This window comes from Acetobacter estunensis (assembly GCF_011516945.1).
In the GTDB taxonomy this organism is placed as follows: Bacteria; Pseudomonadota; Alphaproteobacteria; order Acetobacterales; family Acetobacteraceae; genus Acetobacter; species Acetobacter estunensis.
Map to the genome: position 1 here is coordinate 20,323 of NZ_WOTH01000009.1, position 21,134 is coordinate 41,456.

Here is a 21,134-nt window from a genome sequence, read left to right on the forward strand (position 1 = left end):
TCAGATGGCGACCTTCACGCCCAGCTCGACCACGCGGTCCATCGGAATACGGAAGAACTCCGTGGCTGGGGAGGCGTTGCGCGCCATGAACATGAACAGAGCGAATCTCCAGCGCGACATCTTGGTCACAGACGAGCGCGTGAGCAGTTCGCGTGAGATGAAGTAGGACGCCTGCAACGGATCGAAGTCCACACCGTTGGCCTTCAGGTCTTCCAGCGCGCGCGGGATGTTTGGCGTCTCCATAAAGCCGTAACGCAGGATCACGCGGTAGATGTCATGCGCCAGTTCCTCGACAGCAACACGATGCCCACGATCCGCCTCCGGCTGATCCAGCGTTTCCACCGTCACGAACAGGACATGATCGTGCAGGATCTTGTTGTGCTTGAGATTATGCAGCAGGCACGGCGGCACGAAATCCGGCGTGGCGGTGAGGAACACTGCCATGCCCGGCACACGGATGGTACGCGACTGCGGAAGGCGGGCAATGAACGACCCCATCGGCAGGCTGTCCTGCCCCTGACGGGCTACGATCAGGCTGCGGCCACGCTTCCATGTCGTCATCATCAGCGTCAGCACGCAGCCGAGCATCAGCGGCACCCAGCCACCATCGGGGATCTTGAGCGCGTTGGCGGAAAAGAACGTCAGATCAACCAGCGCCAGCGGCACGAAGGTCGCATAGACCGCGCGGGCCGCCCATTTGAAATGCCCCCGGAACACGACGAAGCACAGCGCGTCCGTGCACAGGAAGGTGCCTGTCACGGCAATACCGTAGGCCGCCGCCAAGGCATCCGAACTGCGGAAAGCCAGAACGAGCAGGATGGACCCCACCATGAGGAAACGGTTGAACCCCGGCAGATAGATCTGTCCTTCCTCTTCCGCGTTCGTGTGCACGATCCGCATCCGTGGCAGGTAGCCAAGCTGGATGAGTTGGCGACACACCTGAAAGCCGCCTGAGATGCCCGCCTGACTGGCGATCACGGTGGCGAACGTCGCAAGGATCACCAGCGGGATCTGCATCGATTTCGAGGCCATCATGAAGAACGGATTGGCCAGCGCATCCGGGTGAGACATCACCAGCGCGCCTTGGCCGAAATAGTTCAGCACCAGCATGGGCAGCACGAAGAACAGCCACGCATAGCGAATGGGCTGACGCCCGAAATGTCCCATGTCGGCGTACAGCGCCTCGGCACCGGTGACGCACAGCACTACAGAGCCGAGCGCCAGAAAGGACAGCGCTCCATGGTGAATGATGAACAGGATGGCATAAAGCGGCGAAATAGCGAGCAGAACGCCCGGATGATGGAGTATCTGGACCAGCCCCATCATGCCCAGGGAGCCGAACCACAACAGCATCACCGGCCCGAAGATGGCACCGACCTTGCCTGTGCCCACCCACTGCACGCTGAACAGTCCGATCAGCACGGCTATGGCGATCGGGATCACGAAGTCCCGCGCACCCGGCACACTGATTTCCACACCTTCAATGGCCGACAACACCGAAATGGCGGGGGTAATCACACCGTCACCGAAGAACAGACAGGCGCCCGCGATGCCGGTCAGGCCGAGCGCCAGCCGTACACGGTTGTTGGCTGTCACACGCTGAGCCAATGACGCCAGCGCAAGAATGCCACCCTCTCCGTTGTGGTCGGCCCGCATGACGAGCAGGACGTATTTGAACGTCACCACCACGATCAGGGTCCAGAAGATCAGGCTTTCGATGCCCATGACTTCCGCGTTCTGGACCGCGTGATGACCCGAGACGATCTCGATCGTGGAGCGCAGTGCGTAGAGCGGACTGGTGCCAATGTCGCCATAGACCACACCCAGAACGCCCAGAAGCGCGGCAAAGCCGACCGGCGGAGCCGCGTGTTGCGGCTGGTCCGCTCCGAACTCAGCGCTCCACGCTCCCGCCTTCTTCGCCGGTTCCTGCCCGTTCGAAGGTGGCGAAGGGACCGCGTGGTTGTCCGGCGGTGTCGCGCTTGCAGTCATATTCCGAGTCACACTCCCTCGCACGGTATGCACACATGCCCCGACCGTGCCTGCGGGTCTCTCAATGTCCGGCTGACTTACCGGCCCCGGTCAGTTCGCCGCAAGTCCTGCGGGTCGGCCTCCGAAGATGGCCGTTCCCACTCGCACCAGTGTTGCGCCCTGCGCAATGGCCTGTGGAAAATCCGCCGACATGCCCATGGACCGCACGGCAAGCCCATGTTCATCGGCAAGCTGACGCAGAAACTGAAAATGCGGAACAGGGTCTTGGCCTGCGGGCGGGATACACATCAGACCGCGCAGCCTGTCGCCGAAGCGTGTCCGGTTCGCCCGGATGAAAGCCTCCGCCTCTTCACGCGGAACGCCGAATTTCTGCGGCTCATCCCCCGTGTTCACCTCGATCAGAAGATCGGGCAGACGCCCTTCCTGATCGGCCGCCTTCGCCAGCGCGTCCGACAGAGAGGGCCGGTCGAGGCTCTCGATCATGTCCGCGATACGCACGGCCTCCCGCGCCTTGTTGGTCTGGAGACCACCGATGAGATGCAGCTTCAGATCGGGCCATGCCTTACGCAGCGCCGGAAACTTCGCTGCGGCTTCCTGCACGCGGTTCTCGCCAAAGACGCGCTGTCCCGCCTGCAACGCAGCCTCGACCGCGCTTTGCGGATGGAATTTGGAGACGGCCACCAGCGTCACATCCGCCGGATCACGTCCGGCTTCACGCGCCGCCTGCTCTATGCGAACCCGCACACCGGCGAGTGCCGAAGCCACGTCATGCTGGGAAGATGCGATATCCATGATGGCACAAAATGCCGCACGCAAGCGAAGGGTCAAGAGGGCGCGTACGAGCAGCAGACAATCATCCTCTTTTTCAGGAAACCAGGTGACGAGAGATGTCCGGATACAACATTCACCCGATCCCTCGCCCTTCCAGCATCCCGAATGCACAGTAGTGGTAAAAGGCGGACATGTCTGAGGCCGCCACGTCTGCGTGCAACGCCATATAGGCCTGAGCGTCGAATGGCCGTGAACGTGTGACCTGACCGTCCACGACCTCCACCAGTTCCACGAGGTCGAGCGGTCGTTCAGGCTCCATAGGGGCCAGCGTACCGAAGAACGCGTTGCACACTCCCAACGCCCCGAAATGGTTCACCACGCCCGGAAAACGCAGAAACACGCCATTGGCGAAACGCGCGAGATAGTCTTCTTCCGTCATGAAGAAGTAATCGATCAGGTGCATCCCCGCGCCCACGAAACTCTTCAAGGCCTTCTTGTCCGTGACGTCCACGCGGTCGCGCAGTTTACGCGCCGCATGTTCCACAAGCATGGGAAACGGCTTGTTGTGCATGTGAAGATAGGCAAGCGTCGTCTCCACGAAGCCTTCCGCCACGCGCGACGTGATGGCGTGATAGCCCAGATCCACCTCTCCCACAGTGCCGCGCGCAACAAACTTCTTGGGGAAATCCATCGGGAGAAATCCACCCGCCACACCCGGCACATTCGCCGGATTGAAGCGTATCTGCATGGCGCGCTGTTCCCCGATCAATGCGTCGAGAGTCGCGTGAATGGCCCCTCGCGCGCAGCTCAATCCGCCAGCGGTATAGGTCGCGAGAAACTCGTCACAATCCACGGGAAGGGCGAAGTCATAATCCTCCTCCGTGTCCCAGTGTTCGATGATCTGGCGGACGTACTGGCCCTTGGCCTCAAAATCCATGGTGCGGCCAAGACCCCGCACAACCTGTGCACCCGCGCGGGCGTAGCGGTCGAGCGTGGCAAGCACATCCGGCTCAATGGAGCCATTATCCAGAACCACGAGGTTCTCAAAACCGAACAGATGCCCGTAATGGCGGAACCACGGCTCCAGCAGCAGCGTCTCGTCACGCTGCATCATCACGCATTTCACTCGCGCCATGGCGCCCTCGCTTCAGTCTCTCGCGTTTGCGCGCACCCTACGCCGCCGCGTGCCGCCTGCCCACCGGCCACACCGTTTTGGCGCTCCCTGCGCAGTATGGTAAGGCGGCAGCGAACATCATGAAGCCGTCGCGGACCGCTGATTCCCACGTCCCGACCGCCCCGGAGTGTTGGATGACTGTCGAGCGGAACCCGGCCCCTGTAGCACCCTCCCCCGTCTGTGCCGGAACCCCGCATCACGGCGGAGCGACGGATGGCAAGCTGATTCTTGCCCTGCCCAAGGGTCGTATTCTCAAGAGCGCCAAACCGCTTCTGGCGCGCGCGGGAATCGTTCCGTCCTCCGACTGCCTCGATGAAAGCAGCCGCCGTCTGCGCTTCGACACCAACAATCCCGATCTCGACGTCGTGCGTGTGCGCTCGTTCGACGTGGCCACTTTCGTGGCGCAGGGAGGAGCGCAGCTCGGCATCTGTGGCGCAGACGTTATGATGGAGTTCGATTACCCCGAACTTTACGCCCCGCTCGATCTCGGGATCGGCGGTTGCCGCGTTTCGGTCGCAAGCCCTGATGGCGATGACGATGCCCATGACTGGAGCCGTCACTCCTGCATCCGCGTCGCCACCAAATATCCCAACATCACCCGTCGTCACTTCGCGGAACGCGGCATCAACGCCGATATCGTGCATCTGCATGGCGCGATGGAACTGGCCCCGATGCTCGGCCTTTCGCGCCTGATCGTGGATCTGGTGGACACCGGCTCCACCCTGCGCGCCAATGGCCTGCACGAAGTGGAAACCATCATGCAGATCACGAGCCGACTGGTGGTCAACCGTACCGCGCTGAAGACACGCCCGAAAGAAATCGCCGCCCTCATCGCCCGCTTCCGCGACGCTCTCCTGCCCGTCGCCGCCTGAATGCCCGCATCCATGAGGCGCATGCCGAACACGGATGCCAGACCAGAGAGGACAGCCATGAAACGTCTGGACAGCCGCACGCCGGAGTTCGAGGCCGGCTTTACCGCCCTACTCGCAGACCGCGAGACCGAAAGCGGACGGGTGGACGCCCCGGTCGCCGCCATTCTTGAAGCCGTCCGCACGCGGGGTGATGAGGCCATCTGCGAGTTTACCGCCCGCTTCGACCGCATGAAACTGACACCTGACCGGCTCGCCATCCCGGCCGCCGAAGTGGACGCCGCCATTGCACAGGTGCCCCGCGACCAACTCGATGCGCTGGAAGTCGCAGCCACCCGCATTGAGGCCTTTCATCGCGCCCAACTCCCCACGGACATGGAATTCACCGACGCAGACGGCGTGACGCTCGGTCAACGCTGGACCTCTCTCGATGCCGTGGGGCTGTACGTACCGGGCGGCAAGGCGGCCTACCCCTCCTCAGTGCTGATGAACGCCATTCCCGCCCATGTCGCGGGCGTGGAGCGGCTGGCCATGTGTGTGCCGACACCCGATGGCGTCCTCAACCCACTGGTGCTTGCGGCCGCCCGTCGCGCAGGTGTGACCGAAATCTACCGCATCGGCGGCGCGCAGGCCGTAGGTGCTATGGCCTATGGCACAAAGACGATCCGTCCGGTGGACCGCATCGTCGGTCCCGGCAATGCCTATGTGGCGGAAGCCAAGCGGCAGGTATTCGGTCGCGTGGGGATCGACAGCATCGCAGGGCCGTCCGAAGTGGTGGTGGTGGCCGACGCCAACAACGACCCGCGACTCGTGGCCCTCGATCTGCTTGCGCAGGCCGAGCACGATGAACTGGCGCAGGCCATTCTCATCACCAATGACGCCTCCTTTGCCGATCGTGTGGCCGAAGCCGTCGCCTGCGAACTGGAGACGCTGACACGCCGGGTCATTGCCTCAGCAAGCTGGCGTGATTTCGGTGCGATCATCCTCGTTCCCGACTGGGACGAGGCGGCGCGTCTGGTGGACCGCATAGCCCCGGAACATCTGGAACTGATGGTGGACGACCCACGCGCCCTCTTTGCCAAGACAAAGCACGCGGGCGCGGTCTTCCTTGGGCGGTTCTGCCCCGAAGCCGTGGGAGATTATATCGGCGGCCCGAACCATGTGCTGCCGACATCGCGCACGGCGCGGTTCGCCTCGGGTCTGTCTGTTTATGATTTTCTCAAGCGCACGACGTTCATCGCCGCCGATAAAACCGCACTGGAACGCATCGGTCCCGCAGGCGTCACACTCGCTCAGGCCGAAGGGCTGGAGGCCCATGCGCTCAGCATTTCGGCCCGGCTGGACAAACGCTGAGGCCCAGCCACGCAACCTAAACTTGACCGCGGCCCCGTGCCGCGGCCATAACCCCGACCTTGCATTTCCCCAGATGGGACAGGAAACACAGAATGAGTGGAAGCCAGAATGTCTAAAGAGGACATGATCGAGTTCAGCGGAACCGTCACGGAGCTGCTGCCCAACGCCATGTTCCGCGTCAAGCTCGACAACGAGCACATGATCCTTGCCCACACGAGCGGAAAGATGCGCAAGAACCGCATCCGCGTGCTGGCCGGTGACCGTGTGAGCGTAGAGATGACGCCTTATGACCTGACGAAAGGTCGCATCACCTTCCGCTTCAAGTAAGCCTGCGTGACGGGAACACCCGCTCACCCGGGGACAGAGTCGAGTCGCGCGCGCCCTGCGCTCGTGCTCGCCTCCGCGTCTCCCCGCCGTCTGGCTCTGCTCGCCCAGATCGGACTGACGCCTGATCGCATCGACGCCCCCGACATCGATGAAACGCCCGCACCGCGTGAATTGCCGCGTCCCTATGCCGAGCGTCTCGCCTGCGCCAAGGCCGAGATCGTCGCCACGCGCACATCCGATCCCGCACTCATTCTCGGAGCCGATACCGTTGTGGCGCTCGGGCGGCGCATCCTTCCCAAAGCCACCGACCGCGCAACAGCGGAACGCTGCCTCCGCCTGCTTTCAGGTCGTCGTCACACCGTCATCACGGCAGTGGCCGTTCGTCCGTCCGCCGCATGGCCGGACGGACGATGTGGGCTGCGCGTGGTCGAGACCGCTGTTGCGTTCTCACGCCTGACCGATACCCAGATCACAGCCCTGCTGGACGGCGGTGATTGGGAAGGCAAGGCGGGCGGCTACGCGCTGCAGGGACAGGCCGCCGCCTGCATCCGCTTCGTGTCCGGCAGCCCCTCTGCCGTTATCGGCCTGCCCCTGTTTGAGACAGCTCAGCTTTTGCGCGGTCAGAAAGGGGCATGGTTACCGTGACAGATGCCGCCCTACGGGTGGCCTGCTCACCAGGACTGGCCCGGATTGCCGTTTTCGAAAACGGCACCCTGAAAGATTTTGGCCTGTGGACACCGGGAAAACCGGATCTGCTGGGTGCCGTTTTTCGAGGCCGCGTCGGTAAACTAGCCCCCACTCTTGGCGGCGCGTTCATCTCGCTTCCCGGTTTTGACAGCGATGGCTTCCTGCCCCTGAAAGAACATCACCCTTCACTGTGCGAAGGTGAGGCCGTCACCGTGTGCGTGACGCGCGCGCCCATGGGAAACAAAGGGCCACGCCTCAGTCTTGTCCCCGATACGCCTGCGGCCTCTCCGGGACTCCTGAAACCCGGTCCTTCGGCTCTGGAAGAAATGGCACAGCGCTGGACGGGTGACATTCTGATCGACACGCCGGCTTTTGCTGCCCGTGTACCAAGCCGCTTACGGGAACGTGTCCGCATCGTCCCGCAAGCATGGGATGAGGACATTGCGGACGCCGTAGAAGCCCTGAGCGTTCCCGATGTCTCCCTGCCCGGCGGCATGACCGCCACCATCACGCCCACGCCTGCGCTGGTGGCCATCGACATGGACAGCGGTACGGCAGCAAACGCCTCGCTCCCGAAGCAGACGGCGCAGTTCGCTCTCAACCGTGACGCCCTGCCTGAGATCGTGCGCCAGGTTGTTCTGCGCAATCTTTCGGGCGCGATCCTGATCGACCCGGCCGGCCTGTCCACCCGCAAACGACAGGCGCTCCGCGATTGCGTAGACAGTGCGCTGGAATCCGACCCTCTTCGTGCGCGATGTCTCGGCATCACGGCGCTTGGTCTGATTGAAATCGTGCGTGCCCGCACTCGCGCCCCGCTGCACGAAGAATTGGCCAGCCCGCACGGACGCGCTTTGGCTGCCCTGCGGGAAGTCGCTGCACACTGCGCGGGTCAATCCGGGCTGCGCCCCGTGCTGAAAACCGGCACAACACTTGCTCGAGCGCTGGAAGAGGACCCGCTGGCGGTGAACGACGTCACTGTATGGTGTGAACATCCGCTGACGATCGTCAGCGATCCTTCGCTGCCACCGCTGTCATGGAACCTTGTCGAAGGACGATCCGCACGTGACTGAACAGACCCGTTGCCCCATCTGTGGCAAGCCGAGCGCGCCCGCTTTTCGCCCCTTTTGCTCACGACGCTGCGCCGACGTGGATCTGGGACGCTGGTTTTCCGGTGATTACCGCGTGCCGGAACCGATTGCTGAGGAAGAAGGCGAAAAATCTCGCGATGATGACGATCTGCTGTCTTGATCTTCGTCGCCTGTCGGGTTAAACGCCTTTCCATGCCTGACGGGGACACGTTCCCTTCAGCACGGTGCCCAAGTAGCTCAGTTGGTAGAGCATGCGACTGAAAATCGCAGTGTCACTGGTTCGATCCCGGTCTTGGGCACCACTCTAGCTAATGCGTCTGGAAAACTGGTTTCCAGATGTCCAGCCTAAGTCTCAGACAATCAATTCATGATCTCCTTAGCCTTAAATATATTTAAGGGGAAAATCTCACTCGTCGATAGTAGACCAAGCTCAGAAATCAATAAAATTGAAATCTTTCAAACCATTTTCGTTTCAAAAAAAATACTAATTTATTAATAATATTTCATTATATTTGGAGTGCATTTTTTCTTAGCTTACACAGAGCAATATTCATTTCTAAAAATATTGATTGTAGCCCTCATGAGCAATGCAAAAAAACCTTGTAAATCTGTAGAATGTGACGACATTACAAAAATATTGATTGACGCTGTGAAAGGAAGATTAATTACAAGAGGCGGAATGTCGCTTGGAAAGAAAAGATCATTTTGCTTATTTTCTGGTCTCATATTTGTTGGAGGGGCACTTGCCGCCGCCATATTCTTTGACCCACGGTGGACGCCCCTTAGTAGCGAAAATATTGCGCTTTATTTAGGAAAAATACGCGTTGCCATTTTTGTCATTTATCTTTTCGGCTTATTCTTGGTATTTGGCAGTCAAATTTCTTTTCGTGGCCCATTAGCATCTATTACAGAAAATACCCTCCCTTCGATTGAAAATGGCGTAATACTTTATAACAAATTGAGTGGATTTAATGAAAATGACCTTGAATATGCTGTCTTTCTTTTTCGGCAGCATTTAGGAGTGGAGGGAAAAGGACCAAAAGCATTTTTGGGCATTTTTTCTAGAATAGGCTCCGTAGTCCCATTAATCTCCTCTCTTTTCCCGATAATAAATTTATTCAATGGCGGATATCGATCTGGAATATTTTCTATATTCTGCGTTTTATTCTTTGTTATTTCGATTTTAGCGATCTTATGGAATGCCGCAGTGTCTCGGGGCGAGCGAATAGCTGACATTGCCGATTATGTCATTGCGCATGCGTATGAAGATGATAGCTCTTCAGCGGAAAGTTCTGATAAATAAATCGCCCCAAGCCCAGTGACGCTTACTGAGAGTTCTTGAGGATTTTTCTCGCTCAAGATCTCATTTATCTTCACGGATATTCCGAGACCACATTTTTCGTGATGCGCCACACCGTTTTAAAGACGCAGGTCACACACAGGCATCCAAGGCTGTCCAGACATTGGTGCCAAAAGCGTTCTTTACTACATAGCCAACGCCCGAAACCGTGCAAACTCAGGCTGCCCGCTGAACAGAAACAGCATGTAGTAATCAAGATAATGCCGCCGGTTCCGCGCTACTTTCGTATAGAACGGATACACATCATACGGCCCAAGTAAATCCGGCGGGCGCGGATCACTCTCCAGAATACATTTCGCACGAAACAGCGGCACATAGGTTGCCGCACTGTCGTCGTCGCGCCTGCGGACATGAAAAAGATTCCTGCGAAAATTCTTCAACTTGTCCGGCAGGACAAAGACAATTCCCTTCTCGATGAACGGTCGGGGAAATGTCTCGGGACGCATGTAACGCACACTGTCCGGCATGTCGCAGAAATACGGGTGATCCAGAACGATCACGAAGACACTCCGGCTATAGGCAGACCGCCTCCCACCGCACCTGAAAAGATACGGCGGAAGACATGATCCTCAGACGTCGAGATTGGCGACCTTGAGCGCATTCCCCACGATAAAGTCGCGGCGCGGCTCCACCACGTCTCCCATGAGAGTGGAGAACACCTCACCAGCTTCTTCCATGTCAGACACACGAACACGCAGCAACGTGCGTGTGGCGGGGTCGAGCGTCGTGTCCCACAACTGCTCGTCGTTCATCTCGCCCAGACCTTTGAAGCGATTGATCGCAAGCCCCTTGCGTCCCTGCGCCAGAAGGCGAGTGAAGGCGGAAGCCGGTCCCGCCACTGCGATCTCGGTGCCACCGTCCAGCTTCAGCACAGCGTCCTTGGCATATTCACTCATCAGACGTTCGGTATTGGCCGCCAGCCAGCGTGTGTCCGCACTGTTCAGCGATGAAGCCTCCACGCGCCACACTTCGCCCACACCACGCACATTGCGAGCCATTTCCAGCCCTGTCTCGCTGAGCGACACTTTCCAGCCTCGTTCCGCTACAGGAGATGCCTCATCCAGACGCTTCTGCAGTTCCGGCACACGCGCCAGCGCCGCGCCATGATCGGCATCGAACACACCGGCAATGGCCGCCTGCTCAATGATCCACGATGGTGTGCGAGCCGACAGACGACCTATGACCCGCGCGGCCTCCCGCATGAAGTTGATCTCGGCCTCGAGTTGCTCGCCTTCCGGTGTCCGACCGTTGCCAAGCGTGAACGTGGCATTTGAGAGCGCCTTGTCGAGCAGATACTGCTCAAGCGCCGCATCGTCCTTGAGATACCGCTCTTCATTACCACGCTTGGCGCGGTAGAGCGGCGGCTGGGCGATGTAGAGATGCCCGCGCTCAATCAGTTCGGGCATCTGACGGAAGAAAAACGTCAGCAGCAATGTGCGGATATGCGAGCCATCCACGTCGGCATCGGTCATGATAACGATACGGTGGTAACGCAGCTTTTCAATATTGAAGCCGCCCTGCTCCGGCTCCCCGCGTCCAATACCGGTGCCAAGCGCCGTAATCAGCGTGCCAATTTCCGCCGAACCGAGCATCCGGTCGAAACGCGCGCGCTCCACATTCAGGATCTTGCCCTTCAGCGGCAGGATCGCCTGAAAACGACGATCCCGCCCCTGCTTAGCTGTGCCGCCTGCGGAGTCACCCTCAACGAGGAACAGTTCGGCTTTGGACGCATCGCGTTCCTGACAGTCCGCCAGCTTGCCCGGCAGCGAGGAAATGTCCAGCACGCCTTTGCGGCGCGTCAGTTCACGCGCACGGCGCGCCGCCTCACGGGCAGAGGCGGCATCGAGCACCTTGGCGACAACCAGTTTCGCCTCTTTGGGATGGGTCTCGAACCAGTGACCGATCATATCGGCCGCAGCCGTATGCACCACCGGCTGCACCTCGGAAGAAACGAGCTTGTCCTTGGTCTGCGACGAGAATTTCGGATCCGGCACTTTCACCGAAAGCACTGCCGTCAGCCCCTCGCGCATGTCTTCGCCCGTGAGCGTGCCTGCATCTTTCTTGGCGATACCCTCGGCATATTTTCCGACAATGCGTGTCAGAGCCTGACGGAATCCCGCCAGATGCGATCCACCGTCCCGCTGCGGGATGTTGTTGGTGAAGCACAGCATCGTCTCGTGGTAGCTGTCGTTCCACGTCAGCGCGAACTCGACCTTGATACCATTGTCGGGGTTTTCAAGGCTGCCTGAAATCGGCGGCACAATGATGGGCGTGCGCGAACGGTCCAGCCATTCCACAAAAGCGATCAGGCCGCCGTCATAGTGGAACACCTCTTCGCGCATTGGATCGGTGCGGGCATCGCGCAACGTGATCTTCATGCCGGAATTGAGAAAGGCCAGTTCCCGCAGACGGCGTTCCAGAATGGGAAATTCGAAGACCGTCTTTGCGAACGTGGCGCCACTGGGCAGGAAGGTGACCTGTGTGCCGCGTTCGGCATCGGACGGCCCCACCACCTTTAGCTCTTCGGTGCGCTCGCCATGCGCAAAGCGGATCACATGCTCAAGGCCGTTGCGCCAGATGCGGACTTCCATCCACTCCGACAGAGCGTTCACCACAGCCGCGCCCACGCCATGCAAGCCACCGGAAACCTTGTAGGAGTTCTGATTGAACTTGCCGCCTGCGTGAAGTTTCGTCAGCACAACCTCGGCGGCGCTGATCCCTTCTTCTTCATGCATGTCGGTGGGAATGCCGCGTCCATTGTCACGCACCGTCACGCTGCCATCGGCGTTGAGCGTCACCTCACAATGATTGGCAAAGCCGGCCTGCGCCTCGTCCACCGCATTGTCGATGATCTCGAACGCCATATGATGCAGACCCGAGCCGTCATCGGTGTCACCGATATACATGCCCGGCCGCTTGCGCACCGCATCCAGCCCTTTGAGCACCGAAATGGAGGACGCGCCGTACTCGTCGTTTTCAGCGGAAATCTCAGGCGTGGCGGAATCGGTCATGATGCGCGGAGTGCTCCAGTCGTTCGAGCTAGTGTGTGAGTTTTCTTATAGCCGCTCGGAAGGCTGCGGACCAGCAGACACAGCCCATAGTTGCCGGATGAAACGGAACTTTCGCTCTCGTTACGCGTGGACATCACTCCTCCTTCAGCCGTCCATCTTCCAGATGCACGAAAGCCGCCCGGTTCTCCAAAGGTGCAAACGGCTCACGATCCGTACCTGTGAGCAGAACGGGTGTTGAAAAATCGAGCAATGTTTCCAGCAACGCTTCACGACGGCGCGTATCCAGATGCACCAGCGGTTCATCCAGCAACAGCATGGGCGGCACGTGCCCGCCCGCCCCCATAAGCCGGGCATGCGCAAGAATGATTCCGATCAGCAGGGTTTTCTGCTGTCCCGTGCTTGCTTCCGCCGCGTTGCGAGCCGTCTCACGGTCATGCAGGGCAAAATCGGTGCGATTGGCGCCCAGTGTCGCCAGCCCACGCGCACGATCCAGCGCTCGGTTCGCGCGCAACTGCTGACGCAGCCAGTCTTCCACAGCAAGAGCAGGCTCTTCCTCCAGCCGTTGCGCGATAGCGCAGACCAGCGAGAGTTCAGCGGATGGAAACGCCCCACGTGGATCGGCGCCCGTCCTGTTGAGCTGCGCCACCAGATCGCGCCGTGCCGCCACCACCGCGACACCATGCCGGGCCATCGCGTCTTCAATGGCCGCCAGCCATATGTCATCCACCTGCCCCACACCCAGCATCTTGTTCCGCTGGGCTGTGGCGCGTTCGCAGGCGGCAAGCTCGCGCGCGTGATGCGGCGTCATGGAAACCACCAGCCGATCGAGGAATCGCCGCCGACCGCTCGTGCTTTCCCCGAACAACCGGTCCATCTGGGGCGTGAGCCATACGGCCGAAAGATACTCCGCTATCGCCCCGCGCCCGCGCAGGGCCACCCCGTCAAGCAGGAACCGCCGCGCACCGCCATCGCGTCCCGCTTCCATACCGGTGGCCACTTCGAAAGAACCATTCGTGTCGCTGAATTTTGCGGTAACACCCCAACCGCCCGCACTTGCAGGCGTCCCATCCGGTGCACGCAGGGGAAGATCGGCATTCCGCGCGCCCCGCAGCCCGCGACCGGGGACGAGAAGAGACAGTCCCTCAAGGAGGTTGGTTTTGCCGCTGCCGTTATCACCGGTGAGGACAATGGGTGAGCGCGAGGGCTCCCACACCAAACGGGTGTAGTTGCGAAAATCCGTAAGAATGAGGCGCTGAAGTCGCGTCATCATGAGGGCCGGGACAACCGCCCCGGCCTGCGCGATCTCAGACGCGCATCGGCATCAGGACATAGAGCGCAGACGGGCTGTCCACGTCCCGCACAATGGTGGGCGCGGAGCTGTCGGCAAAGACGAACTCCACTTCCTTGGCGACCTGATCGGTGATGTCGTTGAGATAACGCGCCTGAAAGCCGATCTCCATGTCGTCACCGTCATAGGTCACGCGGTTATCGTCGAGTTCTTCCTTCGCGGTCCCCTGATCCGAACTGGAGGCTGACAGCACCAGCAGATCACGGGAAAGGGCAAGCTTGACCGGACGCGAGCGCTCCTGACTGATGGCCGCCACACGTGCCACGGCATCGGAGAAATCCTTCTTGCCGACGCGCAGGGTGCGATCGTTTCCTGCCGGAATGACGCGCTGGTATTCAGGGAACGTGCCGTCGATCAGCTTGGAGGTGAGCGTGATGGACCCGACCGTAAACTGGATGCGTGTGTCCGATACGGCCACCTCCACTTCTTCAGGCGCCTCATCAAGCAGCTTGCGCACCTCGCCCACGGTCTTGCGTGGGATGATCACACCCGGCATCCCCGCAGCACCCGCCGGCAATTCGGTTTCCACACGCGCAAGACGATGACCATCGGTCGCAACCGCGCGCAGCAGGCCGCCAGCGTCACCTTCCGCGACATGCATGTAAATGCCGTTGAGGTAATAGCGCGTCTCTTCCGTGGAAATGGCAAAGCGCGAGCGGTCGATCAATGATTTCAGCACAGCGCTGTTGAGGCGGAACTGATGCGGCAGATCGCCCGCGATCATCGAAGGAAAATCGTCCACCGAGAGCGCGTTCAGTCGGGTTGTGTAACGCCCGGCCCTGAGGTCGAGCTGCGCGTCTGCCCCCGGATGGCTCAGCTCCACTTCCACCCCGTCGGGCAGTTTGCGCACGATTTCATAAAGCACGGCCGCAGGTGCCGTAGCGGCGCCCGGCGTATCGATCGTAGCGGGCACTTCCTCGACAATGGCGATTTCCATGTCGGTGGCCGTGAGCGACAGACGACCGTTGCTCGTGTCGATGAGCACATTGGCGAGGATGGGGATGGTGTTCCGCTTCTCGGCAACGCTCTGAATGTGCGCGAGAGCCTTGAGCAGCGTGGCGCGATCGGCCGTGAACTTCATCGACACCTGTTCCTTCGTGGGGTGCATTCTGCGCACCGTGCGGACGCCATATGCGCCCCTGAAATCGGGTGTTGCAGTTTAGGGAAGCGGGAGTCGCGCGACAAGGGCCGCGCCATGATTTCGCCCGTTTTCCTCAGCTTTCCAGCATCCGGCGCAGAAGCTCCACATCCTCGGCAAAAGCCCCATCCCGCTCCATCAGTTCCTGCACACGCGAGACGGCGTGCATGACGGTAGTGTGGTCGCGGTTGCCGAATTTGCGTCCAATTTCGGGAAGGGAGCGGCTGGTCAACTGCTTGGCCAGATACATCGCAACCTGCCGAGGCCGGGCCACGGCACGAGCGCGGCGGGCCGAGGACATATCCGTCAGACGGATGTTCCAGTGTTCGGCAACCTTGCGCTGGATTTCCTCAATCGTCACGCGGCGATCATGCGCCTTGAGAATGTCGTGAAGGACGTCCTGCGTGGACTCCAGCGTGATGGGGCGCCCGAACAGATTGGCATGCGCGATCAGGCGATTGAGCGCGCCCTCCAGTTCACGAACATTGGAGGTGATCTTGTGAGCGAGGAACTCCAGCACCTTGCCCGGCACGTGCACGCCCGACGCCGTGGCCTTCGCTTCCAGAATGGAGATGCGCAGCTCGAATGTCGTGGCGTGAATATCGGCCACCATGCCGCAACCAAGGCGGGTGCGCAGACGATCTTCAAGCCCAGAGAGATCGGAAGGCGACTTGTCCGCCGACACCACGATCTGACGTCCCGCATCCACAAGGGCATTGAACGTGTGGAAGAACTCTTCCTGCGTGTTGTCTTTGCCAATGAGGAACTGAAGATCGTCGATCATCAGGACATCCACGGAACGCAGATGGTCTTTAAACTCCACGGTGGACTGAGAACGGATGGCGGCGATGAAGCGATACATGAACTTTTCGGCGGACATATAGGCCACCGAAATACCGCCATTGCGCATCAACTCCGCACCGATCGCGTGCATCAAATGCGTCTTGCCGAGCCCGACGCCACCGTAGAGGAACAGCGGGTTGAAACCGACGCTGGACGGTTTCTCAGCCACACGCCGCGCGCAGGCATAGGCAAATTCATTGGGCTTGCCGACAACGAAGGTGTCAAAGGTAAAGCGCGGGTCCAGTGGCACGGCCAGATCGGAACGCATGTCGCTGGCGCGATCGGAAACAGGAGCCGCGGCTGGCTCTGGCACCGGAGCACTCTCTGAAGGTTCAGCGGCAATCGGCGCTGCCGGTCTCTCTCCCGGCCGCATGACCTGAAGCTCCACGCGACGAATGGCCGGGATTTCCTGATTCCACAGCGTGTTGAGGCGATCGCCATACTGTGTGCGCACCCAGTCACGCAGAAAGCGCGTGGGAAGCAGCAGCGTCACCTCATCTTCTTCAACCGGCCCAAGAACGATCTGCTGGAGCCAGGTGCGATATTCAACGTCACCCACCTCTGTCCGCATCCGCTCGGCAATGCGCGCCCAGGCATCCGCAAGCAGACCGTTGCCGCCAGATGAAACCGGGGCAATCGGTTCAGCTGCGGCGCGGGCGGAACCTGCTGACATTTCGGAGGAAGGTGGCACCGGCATCGATTTCCTGCAGATTCGCGCTCCCATCTTCATGCCCATGGAAACGCAGCGCGCCTCCCGCATGAATCAGGAACATCCAGTTCCATAAACACACGCCCGAACGCCGCGTTGCGGCATCCAAACGCTCTCGCCTCATTCCAACGCAGTTACTTGCCGCACCGGAATTCCGGGCGGAACACTCCTGACAGCCGCGAAACGCGCACAGGAGTCGTCAGGGACGATGGTAACTCACGCTAATAGGGCCGGCAGGGGAACTCAACGATTTTCCCCGAACACAGGCACGTTGGGAGACGGCATCTCTTCCCACCCTGTGAACACGTAAATGCCCGCTCTCCGCAAGGAGACACGGGCATTCACCAGTTCTACCTTCTGGACCGTATACGGACGACCCTCAGGCCGCCGCAAGCGCCTTAATGCGGGCCGACAGACGGGAAATCTTACGAGCGACCGTGTTGCTGTGCATCACGCCCTTGGTGGCTGCGCGCTGGATTTCCGGCTGAGCCAGCTTCAGGGCCGCATTCGCCTCGTCCTTGTTGCCGCTCGCAATGGCGGTCTCGACCTTCTTGATGAAGGTGCGCACGCGGGACTTGCGTGCCGTGTTGCGAGCAGTACGACGCTCCGTCTGACGGATGCGCTTACGGGCAGATGCGATGTTCGCCATGTTTCTGTGTCTGATCCAGCAAGAAGGTCAATGTGAGTGGGGATGCACAGCCGCACCCGCCAAATGAGGTGGCCTCTCTAAGCCACACGCCACCCACACGTCAAGCAGACTTCACTTTGACGGCCTTCCGACCGGTCTTTCCCGTAGGAGCCGTGTCTTTATTCACGGATTCCGCCTGAAGACGTGGACAGAAGAAAGTGGAGCGGCCTGACTGCGTGATGCGCCGGATTCCCGGACAAACGGGCCCATCTGCCTCCAACCCGCAGTCAGGGCAAGACTGCCCCTCGCGCCCATAAACCCGCCATGCGTGCTGAAAATAACCCAACTCGCCATCCGGCTGAACATAGTCACGCAGACTCGAACCGCCGGCCGCAATAGCCTCCCCCAGCACAGCACGGACAGCCGCCACAAGCCGGTCGCAGGCTACGCGGTCCAGCAGAGCACTCGGGGTCGCAGGATGGATACGCGCACGGTAGAGCGCTTCGCACACATATATATTACCCAAGCCCGCCACGATGCGCTGATCCAGCAACGCCATCTTGATGGGCGTCCCGCGCCCCGCCAGCGCCGATGCAAGAAAGGCACCCGTGAAAGCCGCCTCCAGCGGTTCAGGCCCCATACTCCCCAGCAGGGAATGACGGTCTTCGCCTGCGGTCGGCACGATATCCAACGCGCCGAACCGCCGGGGATCCACCAGCCCAAAGCGCTTCCCGCCTCGCGTGGTGAACGCCACATGCTCATGTGGCACCGCTACATCTTCCGCAGAGCCGCCCTCCCCAAGATTGACGCGGCCTGACATTCCCAAGTGCAGCAGGACAGACTGACCACCCGAAAGACGCATCAGAATGTATTTTCCACGCCGACGAAAACTCTCAATGCGTTTGCCCGCAAGCCGATCGGCAAGACCGACAGGCATGGGCCAGCGCAGATCGGGCCGGCGCACGGAAGCGGTGGCGATTACGTCACCTTCAAGAGCGGCTTTCATGCCGCGCATCACGGTTTCGACTTCAGGGAGTTCTGGCATGACGGCAAAGAGGCTATAGAGTGTGCCCATGACCGACAATGCCTCTCCCGACCTGCATGCCCCCGCCCCACCGGACGACCTGAGTGGTGCTGACACCACCGATTTCGGCTACCGCGCCGTCCCGCGCGAGGAGAAGAAGCCCCTCGTACGCGCCGTGTTCGACAGCGTGGCGAATCGCTATGACGTAATGAACGATCTGATGTCGCTGGGCGTCCATCGTGTCTGGAAGCGCATCTTCAATGCCGAACTCGCCCCCCAGCCCGGTCTGAAACTGCTCGATCTCGCGGGCGGGACAGGTGACGTGACCTTCGGGTGGCTCGCCGGTGGCGGTGGGCCAGCCATCATGACCGACATCAACGTCAACATGCTCTCGGTAGGCCGCGACCGCGCCATCTCTCGTGGGTTTGTCTCGGACCTGTCCTTCTGTGTGGTGGACGCGGAGCAGATTCCCCTTCCCGACCGCTGTATGGACCGCGTGACCATCTCGTTCGGCCTGCGCAACTGCACCGACAAGATGGCCGTGCTCCGCGAGGCAAGGCGTGTGCTCAAGCCGGGCGGGCGCTTCCTCTGTCTCGAATTTTCCCGTGTGCAGGTCGCGGCTCTCGCCCCGATCTATGACGCATGGTCCTTCAAGGTTCTGCCCGCCATGGGCACGTTCGTCGCCAAGGACCGTGAGAGTTACCAGTATCTGGCCGAGAGCATCCGCATGTTCCCCGATCAGGAAACGCTCGCGGATATGTTCCGCGAGGCCGGCTTCACGCAGGTGCGTTACACCTCTCTCTCAGGGGGAATCGCGGCCATCCATTCCGGCTGGAGACTCTGAACCATGGCCGCTGCCGCACCGGATGACACCGTGACCGCCCTGCGTGGGCGCGTGCTTCTGATCGTCGGCGGCGGCATTGCTGCTTACAAGATACTCGAACTCGTGCGGCTGCTCACGGCGGCCCATATCGATGTGCGCTGCGTGCTCACAAAAGCCGGCGCCGAATTCGTAACGCCGCTCTCGCTTCAGGCTTTGAGCGGCCATCCGGTGCATCAGGATCTGTTTTCCCTGACCGACGAGCAGGAGATGGGCCATATTGCCCTGTCCCGCTCGGCTGATCTGCTGGTCGTGGCCCCGGCCACCGCCGACCTTCTGGCCAAGATGACGGTGGGGCTGGCCAACGATCTGGCGTCCACCCTCCTGCTGGCCACCGACACCCCTGTCCTCGCAGCGCCTGCCATGAACGTGCGCATGTGGGAACACCCCGCCACACGTGCCAACGTGGCCACGCTGAAAGCGCGAGAAGTCGAGTTCGTCGGACCGGATGAAGGGATGATGGCCTGCGGGGAATATGGATTCGGACGGCTGGTGGAGCCGCCGGTGCTGCGCGATGCCATCCTTGCGCGGCTCAACATCGCATCGCCCACGTCCGGTTCAGCAGAACCGCACGCATCCTCGACCATGACCTGCCCTCGAACAGAAACCGGCTCGTCCTGCGACATCGTCCCCGGCGGGACTGTCGTGCGCTCCTCCGTGGAAACGGTGGACGGCACGACGCTGTGGAAGCCGCTTCTTGGCCGTCACGCTCTCGTCACGGCCGGTCCGACGCATGAACCGATCGACCCGGTGCGCTATCTCGGCAACCGCTCTTCCGGCCTTCAGGGGTACGCCATTGCGGAGGCATTGGCCGCTCTGGGAGCGCGCGTCACACTTGTCAGCGGTCCCACCAATCTTCTGGCTCCTGCGGGCGTGACGCTTCGGCGCGTGGAAACGGCTCTGGAAATGGAGCAGGCCGTGCGGGATGCGCTTCCCGCCGATATTGCCGTCTGCGCCGCGGCTGTGGCGGACTGGCGGGTGACGAACGCCGTCACGTCCAAGATCAAGAAAAGCGCGGACGCCATGCCGCCTTCGCTGCATCTTGTTCCCAACCCGGACATTCTCGCGGCCCTCTCCGCGCCCGGCCCACACAGACCTTCTCTTGTGGTGGGTTTCGCCGCCGAGACGGACGATGTGGAAGCCAACGCCATCGCCAAACGCAAACGCAAGGGCTGCGACTGGATCGTGGCCAATGACGTATCGGTCGGCACGAACGTGATGGGCGGCACGGAGAACACCGTGCTTCTCATCACATCCGATGGCGTGGAACACTGGCCCCGCATGACCAAGACCGATCTTGCCCTCAGGCTGGCGCGGCGCATCGCGCGCCGTTTCGGTGCACCCGCCCTTTCTGCCGATGGAGACATGAACTGATGCCGTCTTTCGGCTCTTCCCTCATTCCGGCCGCCCACTCCGTATGAGCGCGCAAAACATCCGCGTGGCCGTCCAACGTCTGCCCCATGCCCACGATCTTCCTCTGCCGACCTATGCCACGACAGGCGCGGCGGGCATGGATTTCGTGGCCGCCGTGGACGCACCCGTGACCATTCTGCCCGGTGGACGCGCACTGATCCCGACGGGGCTGTGCATCGCCCTCCCACCCGGTTTCGAATTGCAACTGCGTCCGCGCTCGGGGCTGGCGCTCAAGCATGGCATCACCCTGCCCAATGCTCCCGGCACCATTGACGAAGATTATCGCGGCGAGATCGGCGTGATCGTAATGAACGCCGGACAGGAGCGCTTTACCGTGGAGCGCGGCATGCGCATCGCTCAGGGCGTGCTCGCCCCCGTTTTCCGTGCGACATGGGACGAGACGGACAATCTCGACGCAACAGCGCGCGGCGCAGGCGGCTTTGGCAGCACCGGCACACAAACGCCCTGAACGGACACCTCCGCACGGAGCATCAGGAGATGAGTGAAACAGCCCGAAAGCAG

20 protein-coding genes and 1 tRNA gene are annotated in these 21,134 nt (G+C 60.9%); 11 read left to right on the forward strand and 10 right to left on the reverse strand.

Features of this window, described 5'->3' with window-relative positions:
• The 3 genes from GOB87_RS06205 to GOB87_RS06215 all read right to left on the reverse strand — a co-directional run bounded on the left by GOB87_RS06205 (position 1) and on the right by GOB87_RS06215 (position 3,895).
• A complete protein-coding gene (locus GOB87_RS06205) occupies positions 1-1,989 on the reverse strand; it encodes a potassium transporter Kup (RefSeq protein ID WP_166313889.1) in 1,989 nt (662 codons plus the stop codon).
• Positions 1,990-2,079: 90 nt separating this feature from the next.
• Positions 2,080-2,781 carry a YggS family pyridoxal phosphate-dependent enzyme gene (locus GOB87_RS06210; protein WP_166313891.1) on the reverse strand — a complete coding sequence of 234 codons (702 nt, stop codon included), beginning with the start codon at positions 2,779-2,781 and terminating at the stop codon, positions 2,080-2,082.
• A gap of 112 nt (positions 2,782-2,893) precedes the next feature.
• A complete protein-coding gene (locus GOB87_RS06215) occupies positions 2,894-3,895 on the reverse strand; it encodes a glycosyltransferase family 2 protein (RefSeq protein ID WP_166313893.1) in 1,002 nt (333 codons plus the stop codon).
• A gap of 173 nt (positions 3,896-4,068) precedes the next feature.
• Here GOB87_RS06215 and hisG point away from each other — a divergent pair, with 173 nt between their 5' ends.
• The 8 genes from hisG (at position 4,069) to GOB87_RS06255 (ending at position 9,561) form a co-directional block, all read left to right on the forward strand.
• Positions 4,069-4,806, forward strand: coding sequence for an ATP phosphoribosyltransferase (hisG, locus tag GOB87_RS06220; protein ID WP_166313895.1), 738 nt, complete (start codon positions 4,069-4,071; stop codon positions 4,804-4,806).
• Between the two features lie 57 nt (positions 4,807-4,863).
• Positions 4,864-6,156 (forward strand): histidinol dehydrogenase, encoded by a 1,293-nt coding sequence (gene hisD, locus GOB87_RS06225; protein WP_166313897.1) that lies wholly within the window; start codon positions 4,864-4,866, stop codon positions 6,154-6,156.
• Positions 6,157-6,264: 108 nt separating this feature from the next.
• Positions 6,265-6,483 (forward strand): translation initiation factor IF-1, encoded by a 219-nt coding sequence (gene infA, locus GOB87_RS06230; protein WP_146889024.1) that lies wholly within the window; start codon positions 6,265-6,267, stop codon positions 6,481-6,483.
• Positions 6,484-6,489: 6 nt separating this feature from the next.
• Positions 6,490-7,128: a Maf family protein gene (locus GOB87_RS06235; RefSeq protein WP_166313899.1), complete on the forward strand. Its 639-nt coding sequence runs from the start codon at positions 6,490-6,492 to the stop codon at positions 7,126-7,128.
• A complete protein-coding gene (locus GOB87_RS06240) occupies positions 7,116-8,240 on the forward strand; it encodes a ribonuclease E/G (RefSeq protein WP_166313901.1) in 1,125 nt (374 codons plus the stop codon). The genes GOB87_RS06235 and GOB87_RS06240 overlap by 13 nt, the downstream gene beginning before the upstream one ends.
• On the forward strand, positions 8,233-8,418 hold the full coding sequence (locus GOB87_RS06245) for a DNA gyrase inhibitor YacG (protein ID WP_166313903.1): 186 nt from the start codon (positions 8,233-8,235) through the stop codon (positions 8,416-8,418). Before GOB87_RS06240 ends, GOB87_RS06245 begins: the two co-directional genes overlap by 8 nt.
• Positions 8,419-8,484: 66 nt before the next feature.
• Positions 8,485-8,560: transfer RNA gene (locus GOB87_RS06250), tRNA-Phe, on the forward strand.
• A gap of 278 nt (positions 8,561-8,838) precedes the next feature.
• Positions 8,839-9,561: a hypothetical protein gene (locus GOB87_RS06255; protein ID WP_166313905.1), complete on the forward strand. Its 723-nt coding sequence runs from the start codon at positions 8,839-8,841 to the stop codon at positions 9,559-9,561.
• A 182-nt stretch (positions 9,562-9,743) separates the two neighbouring features.
• On the opposite strand, the gene GOB87_RS06260 is transcribed toward GOB87_RS06255, so the two are convergent.
• From GOB87_RS06260 to mutM, 7 genes are all read right to left on the reverse strand, one after another.
• Complete coding sequence (locus GOB87_RS06260) at positions 9,744-10,085, reverse strand: hypothetical protein (protein ID WP_166314017.1); 342 nt, start codon at positions 10,083-10,085, stop codon at positions 9,744-9,746.
• A gap of 102 nt (positions 10,086-10,187) precedes the next feature.
• The gene (gyrB, locus tag GOB87_RS06265) at positions 10,188-12,629 is read right to left on the reverse strand and encodes a DNA topoisomerase (ATP-hydrolyzing) subunit B (protein ID WP_166313907.1); all 2,442 of its coding nucleotides are present in this window, start codon (positions 12,627-12,629) and stop codon (positions 10,188-10,190) included.
• Positions 12,630-12,762: 133 nt separating this feature from the next.
• Positions 12,763-13,896 (reverse strand): DNA replication/repair protein RecF, encoded by a 1,134-nt coding sequence (gene recF / locus GOB87_RS06270; protein ID WP_166313909.1) that lies wholly within the window; start codon positions 13,894-13,896, stop codon positions 12,763-12,765.
• A 37-nt stretch (positions 13,897-13,933) separates the two neighbouring features.
• Positions 13,934-15,058: a DNA polymerase III subunit beta gene (gene dnaN, locus GOB87_RS06275; RefSeq protein ID WP_166313911.1), complete on the reverse strand. Its 1,125-nt coding sequence runs from the start codon at positions 15,056-15,058 to the stop codon at positions 13,934-13,936.
• A gap of 133 nt (positions 15,059-15,191) precedes the next feature.
• Positions 15,192-16,649: a chromosomal replication initiator protein DnaA gene (gene dnaA, locus GOB87_RS06280; RefSeq protein WP_373320651.1), complete on the reverse strand. Its 1,458-nt coding sequence runs from the start codon at positions 16,647-16,649 to the stop codon at positions 15,192-15,194.
• 397 nt (positions 16,650-17,046) lie between these two features.
• Complete coding sequence (rpsT, locus tag GOB87_RS06285) at positions 17,047-17,316, reverse strand: 30S ribosomal protein S20 (protein ID WP_166313913.1); 270 nt, start codon at positions 17,314-17,316, stop codon at positions 17,047-17,049.
• Between the two features lie 100 nt (positions 17,317-17,416).
• Entirely contained in the window at positions 17,417-18,340 is a 924-nt protein-coding gene (mutM, locus tag GOB87_RS06290; RefSeq protein ID WP_166314021.1) for a bifunctional DNA-formamidopyrimidine glycosylase/DNA-(apurinic or apyrimidinic site) lyase, read from the reverse strand.
• 28 nt (positions 18,341-18,368) lie between these two features.
• Here mutM and GOB87_RS06295 point away from each other — a divergent pair, with 28 nt between their 5' ends.
• From GOB87_RS06295 to dut, 3 genes are read left to right on the forward strand one after another with little or no spacing between them, the layout of a single operon-like run.
• Positions 18,369-19,163 carry a class I SAM-dependent methyltransferase gene (locus GOB87_RS06295; RefSeq protein WP_166313915.1) on the forward strand — a complete coding sequence of 265 codons (795 nt, stop codon included), beginning with the start codon at positions 18,369-18,371 and terminating at the stop codon, positions 19,161-19,163.
• A gap of 3 nt (positions 19,164-19,166) precedes the next feature.
• The gene (locus GOB87_RS06300; RefSeq protein WP_166313917.1) at positions 19,167-20,573 is read left to right on the forward strand and encodes a bifunctional phosphopantothenoylcysteine decarboxylase/phosphopantothenate synthase; all 1,407 of its coding nucleotides are present in this window, start codon (positions 19,167-19,169) and stop codon (positions 20,571-20,573) included.
• Between the two features lie 43 nt (positions 20,574-20,616).
• Positions 20,617-21,081 carry a dUTP diphosphatase gene (gene dut / locus GOB87_RS06305; protein WP_166313919.1) on the forward strand — a complete coding sequence of 155 codons (465 nt, stop codon included), beginning with the start codon at positions 20,617-20,619 and terminating at the stop codon, positions 21,079-21,081.
• Positions 21,082-21,134: the final 53 nt, after the last annotated feature.

Excerpts from the sequence above, each read along its gene's own strand:
- GOB87_RS06205 (WP_166313889.1), bottom strand. The coding sequence starts at position 1,989 with ATGACTGCAAGCGCGACACCGCCGGACAACCACGCGGTCCCTTCGCCA.
- GOB87_RS06210 (WP_166313891.1), bottom strand. The coding sequence starts at position 2,781 with ATGGATATCGCATCTTCCCAGCATGACGTGGCTTCGGCACTCGCCGGT.
- GOB87_RS06215 (WP_166313893.1), bottom strand. The coding sequence starts at position 3,895 with ATGGCGCGAGTGAAATGCGTGATGATGCAGCGTGACGAGACGCTGCTG.
- hisG (WP_166313895.1), top strand. The coding sequence starts at position 4,069 with ATGACTGTCGAGCGGAACCCGGCCCCTGTAGCACCCTCCCCCGTCTGT.
- hisD (WP_166313897.1), top strand. The coding sequence starts at position 4,864 with ATGAAACGTCTGGACAGCCGCACGCCGGAGTTCGAGGCCGGCTTTACC.
- infA (WP_146889024.1), top strand. The coding sequence starts at position 6,265 with ATGTCTAAAGAGGACATGATCGAGTTCAGCGGAACCGTCACGGAGCTG.
- GOB87_RS06240 (WP_166313901.1), top strand. The coding sequence starts at position 7,116 with ATGGTTACCGTGACAGATGCCGCCCTACGGGTGGCCTGCTCACCAGGA.
- GOB87_RS06255 (WP_166313905.1), top strand. The coding sequence starts at position 8,839 with ATGAGCAATGCAAAAAAACCTTGTAAATCTGTAGAATGTGACGACATT.
- GOB87_RS06260 (WP_166314017.1), bottom strand. The coding sequence starts at position 10,085 with ATGCCGGACAGTGTGCGTTACATGCGTCCCGAGACATTTCCCCGACCG.
- gyrB (WP_166313907.1), bottom strand. The coding sequence starts at position 12,629 with ATGACCGATTCCGCCACGCCTGAGATTTCCGCTGAAAACGACGAGTAC.
- recF (WP_166313909.1), bottom strand. The coding sequence starts at position 13,896 with ATGACGCGACTTCAGCGCCTCATTCTTACGGATTTTCGCAACTACACC.
- dnaN (WP_166313911.1), bottom strand. The coding sequence starts at position 15,058 with ATGAAGTTCACGGCCGATCGCGCCACGCTGCTCAAGGCTCTCGCGCAC.
- rpsT (WP_166313913.1), bottom strand. The coding sequence starts at position 17,316 with ATGGCGAACATCGCATCTGCCCGTAAGCGCATCCGTCAGACGGAGCGT.
- mutM (WP_166314021.1), bottom strand. The coding sequence starts at position 18,340 with ATGCCAGAACTCCCTGAAGTCGAAACCGTGATGCGCGGCATGAAAGCC.
- GOB87_RS06295 (WP_166313915.1), top strand. The coding sequence starts at position 18,369 with ATGACCGACAATGCCTCTCCCGACCTGCATGCCCCCGCCCCACCGGAC.
- GOB87_RS06300 (WP_166313917.1), top strand. The coding sequence starts at position 19,167 with ATGGCCGCTGCCGCACCGGATGACACCGTGACCGCCCTGCGTGGGCGC.
- dut (WP_166313919.1), top strand. The coding sequence starts at position 20,617 with ATGAGCGCGCAAAACATCCGCGTGGCCGTCCAACGTCTGCCCCATGCC.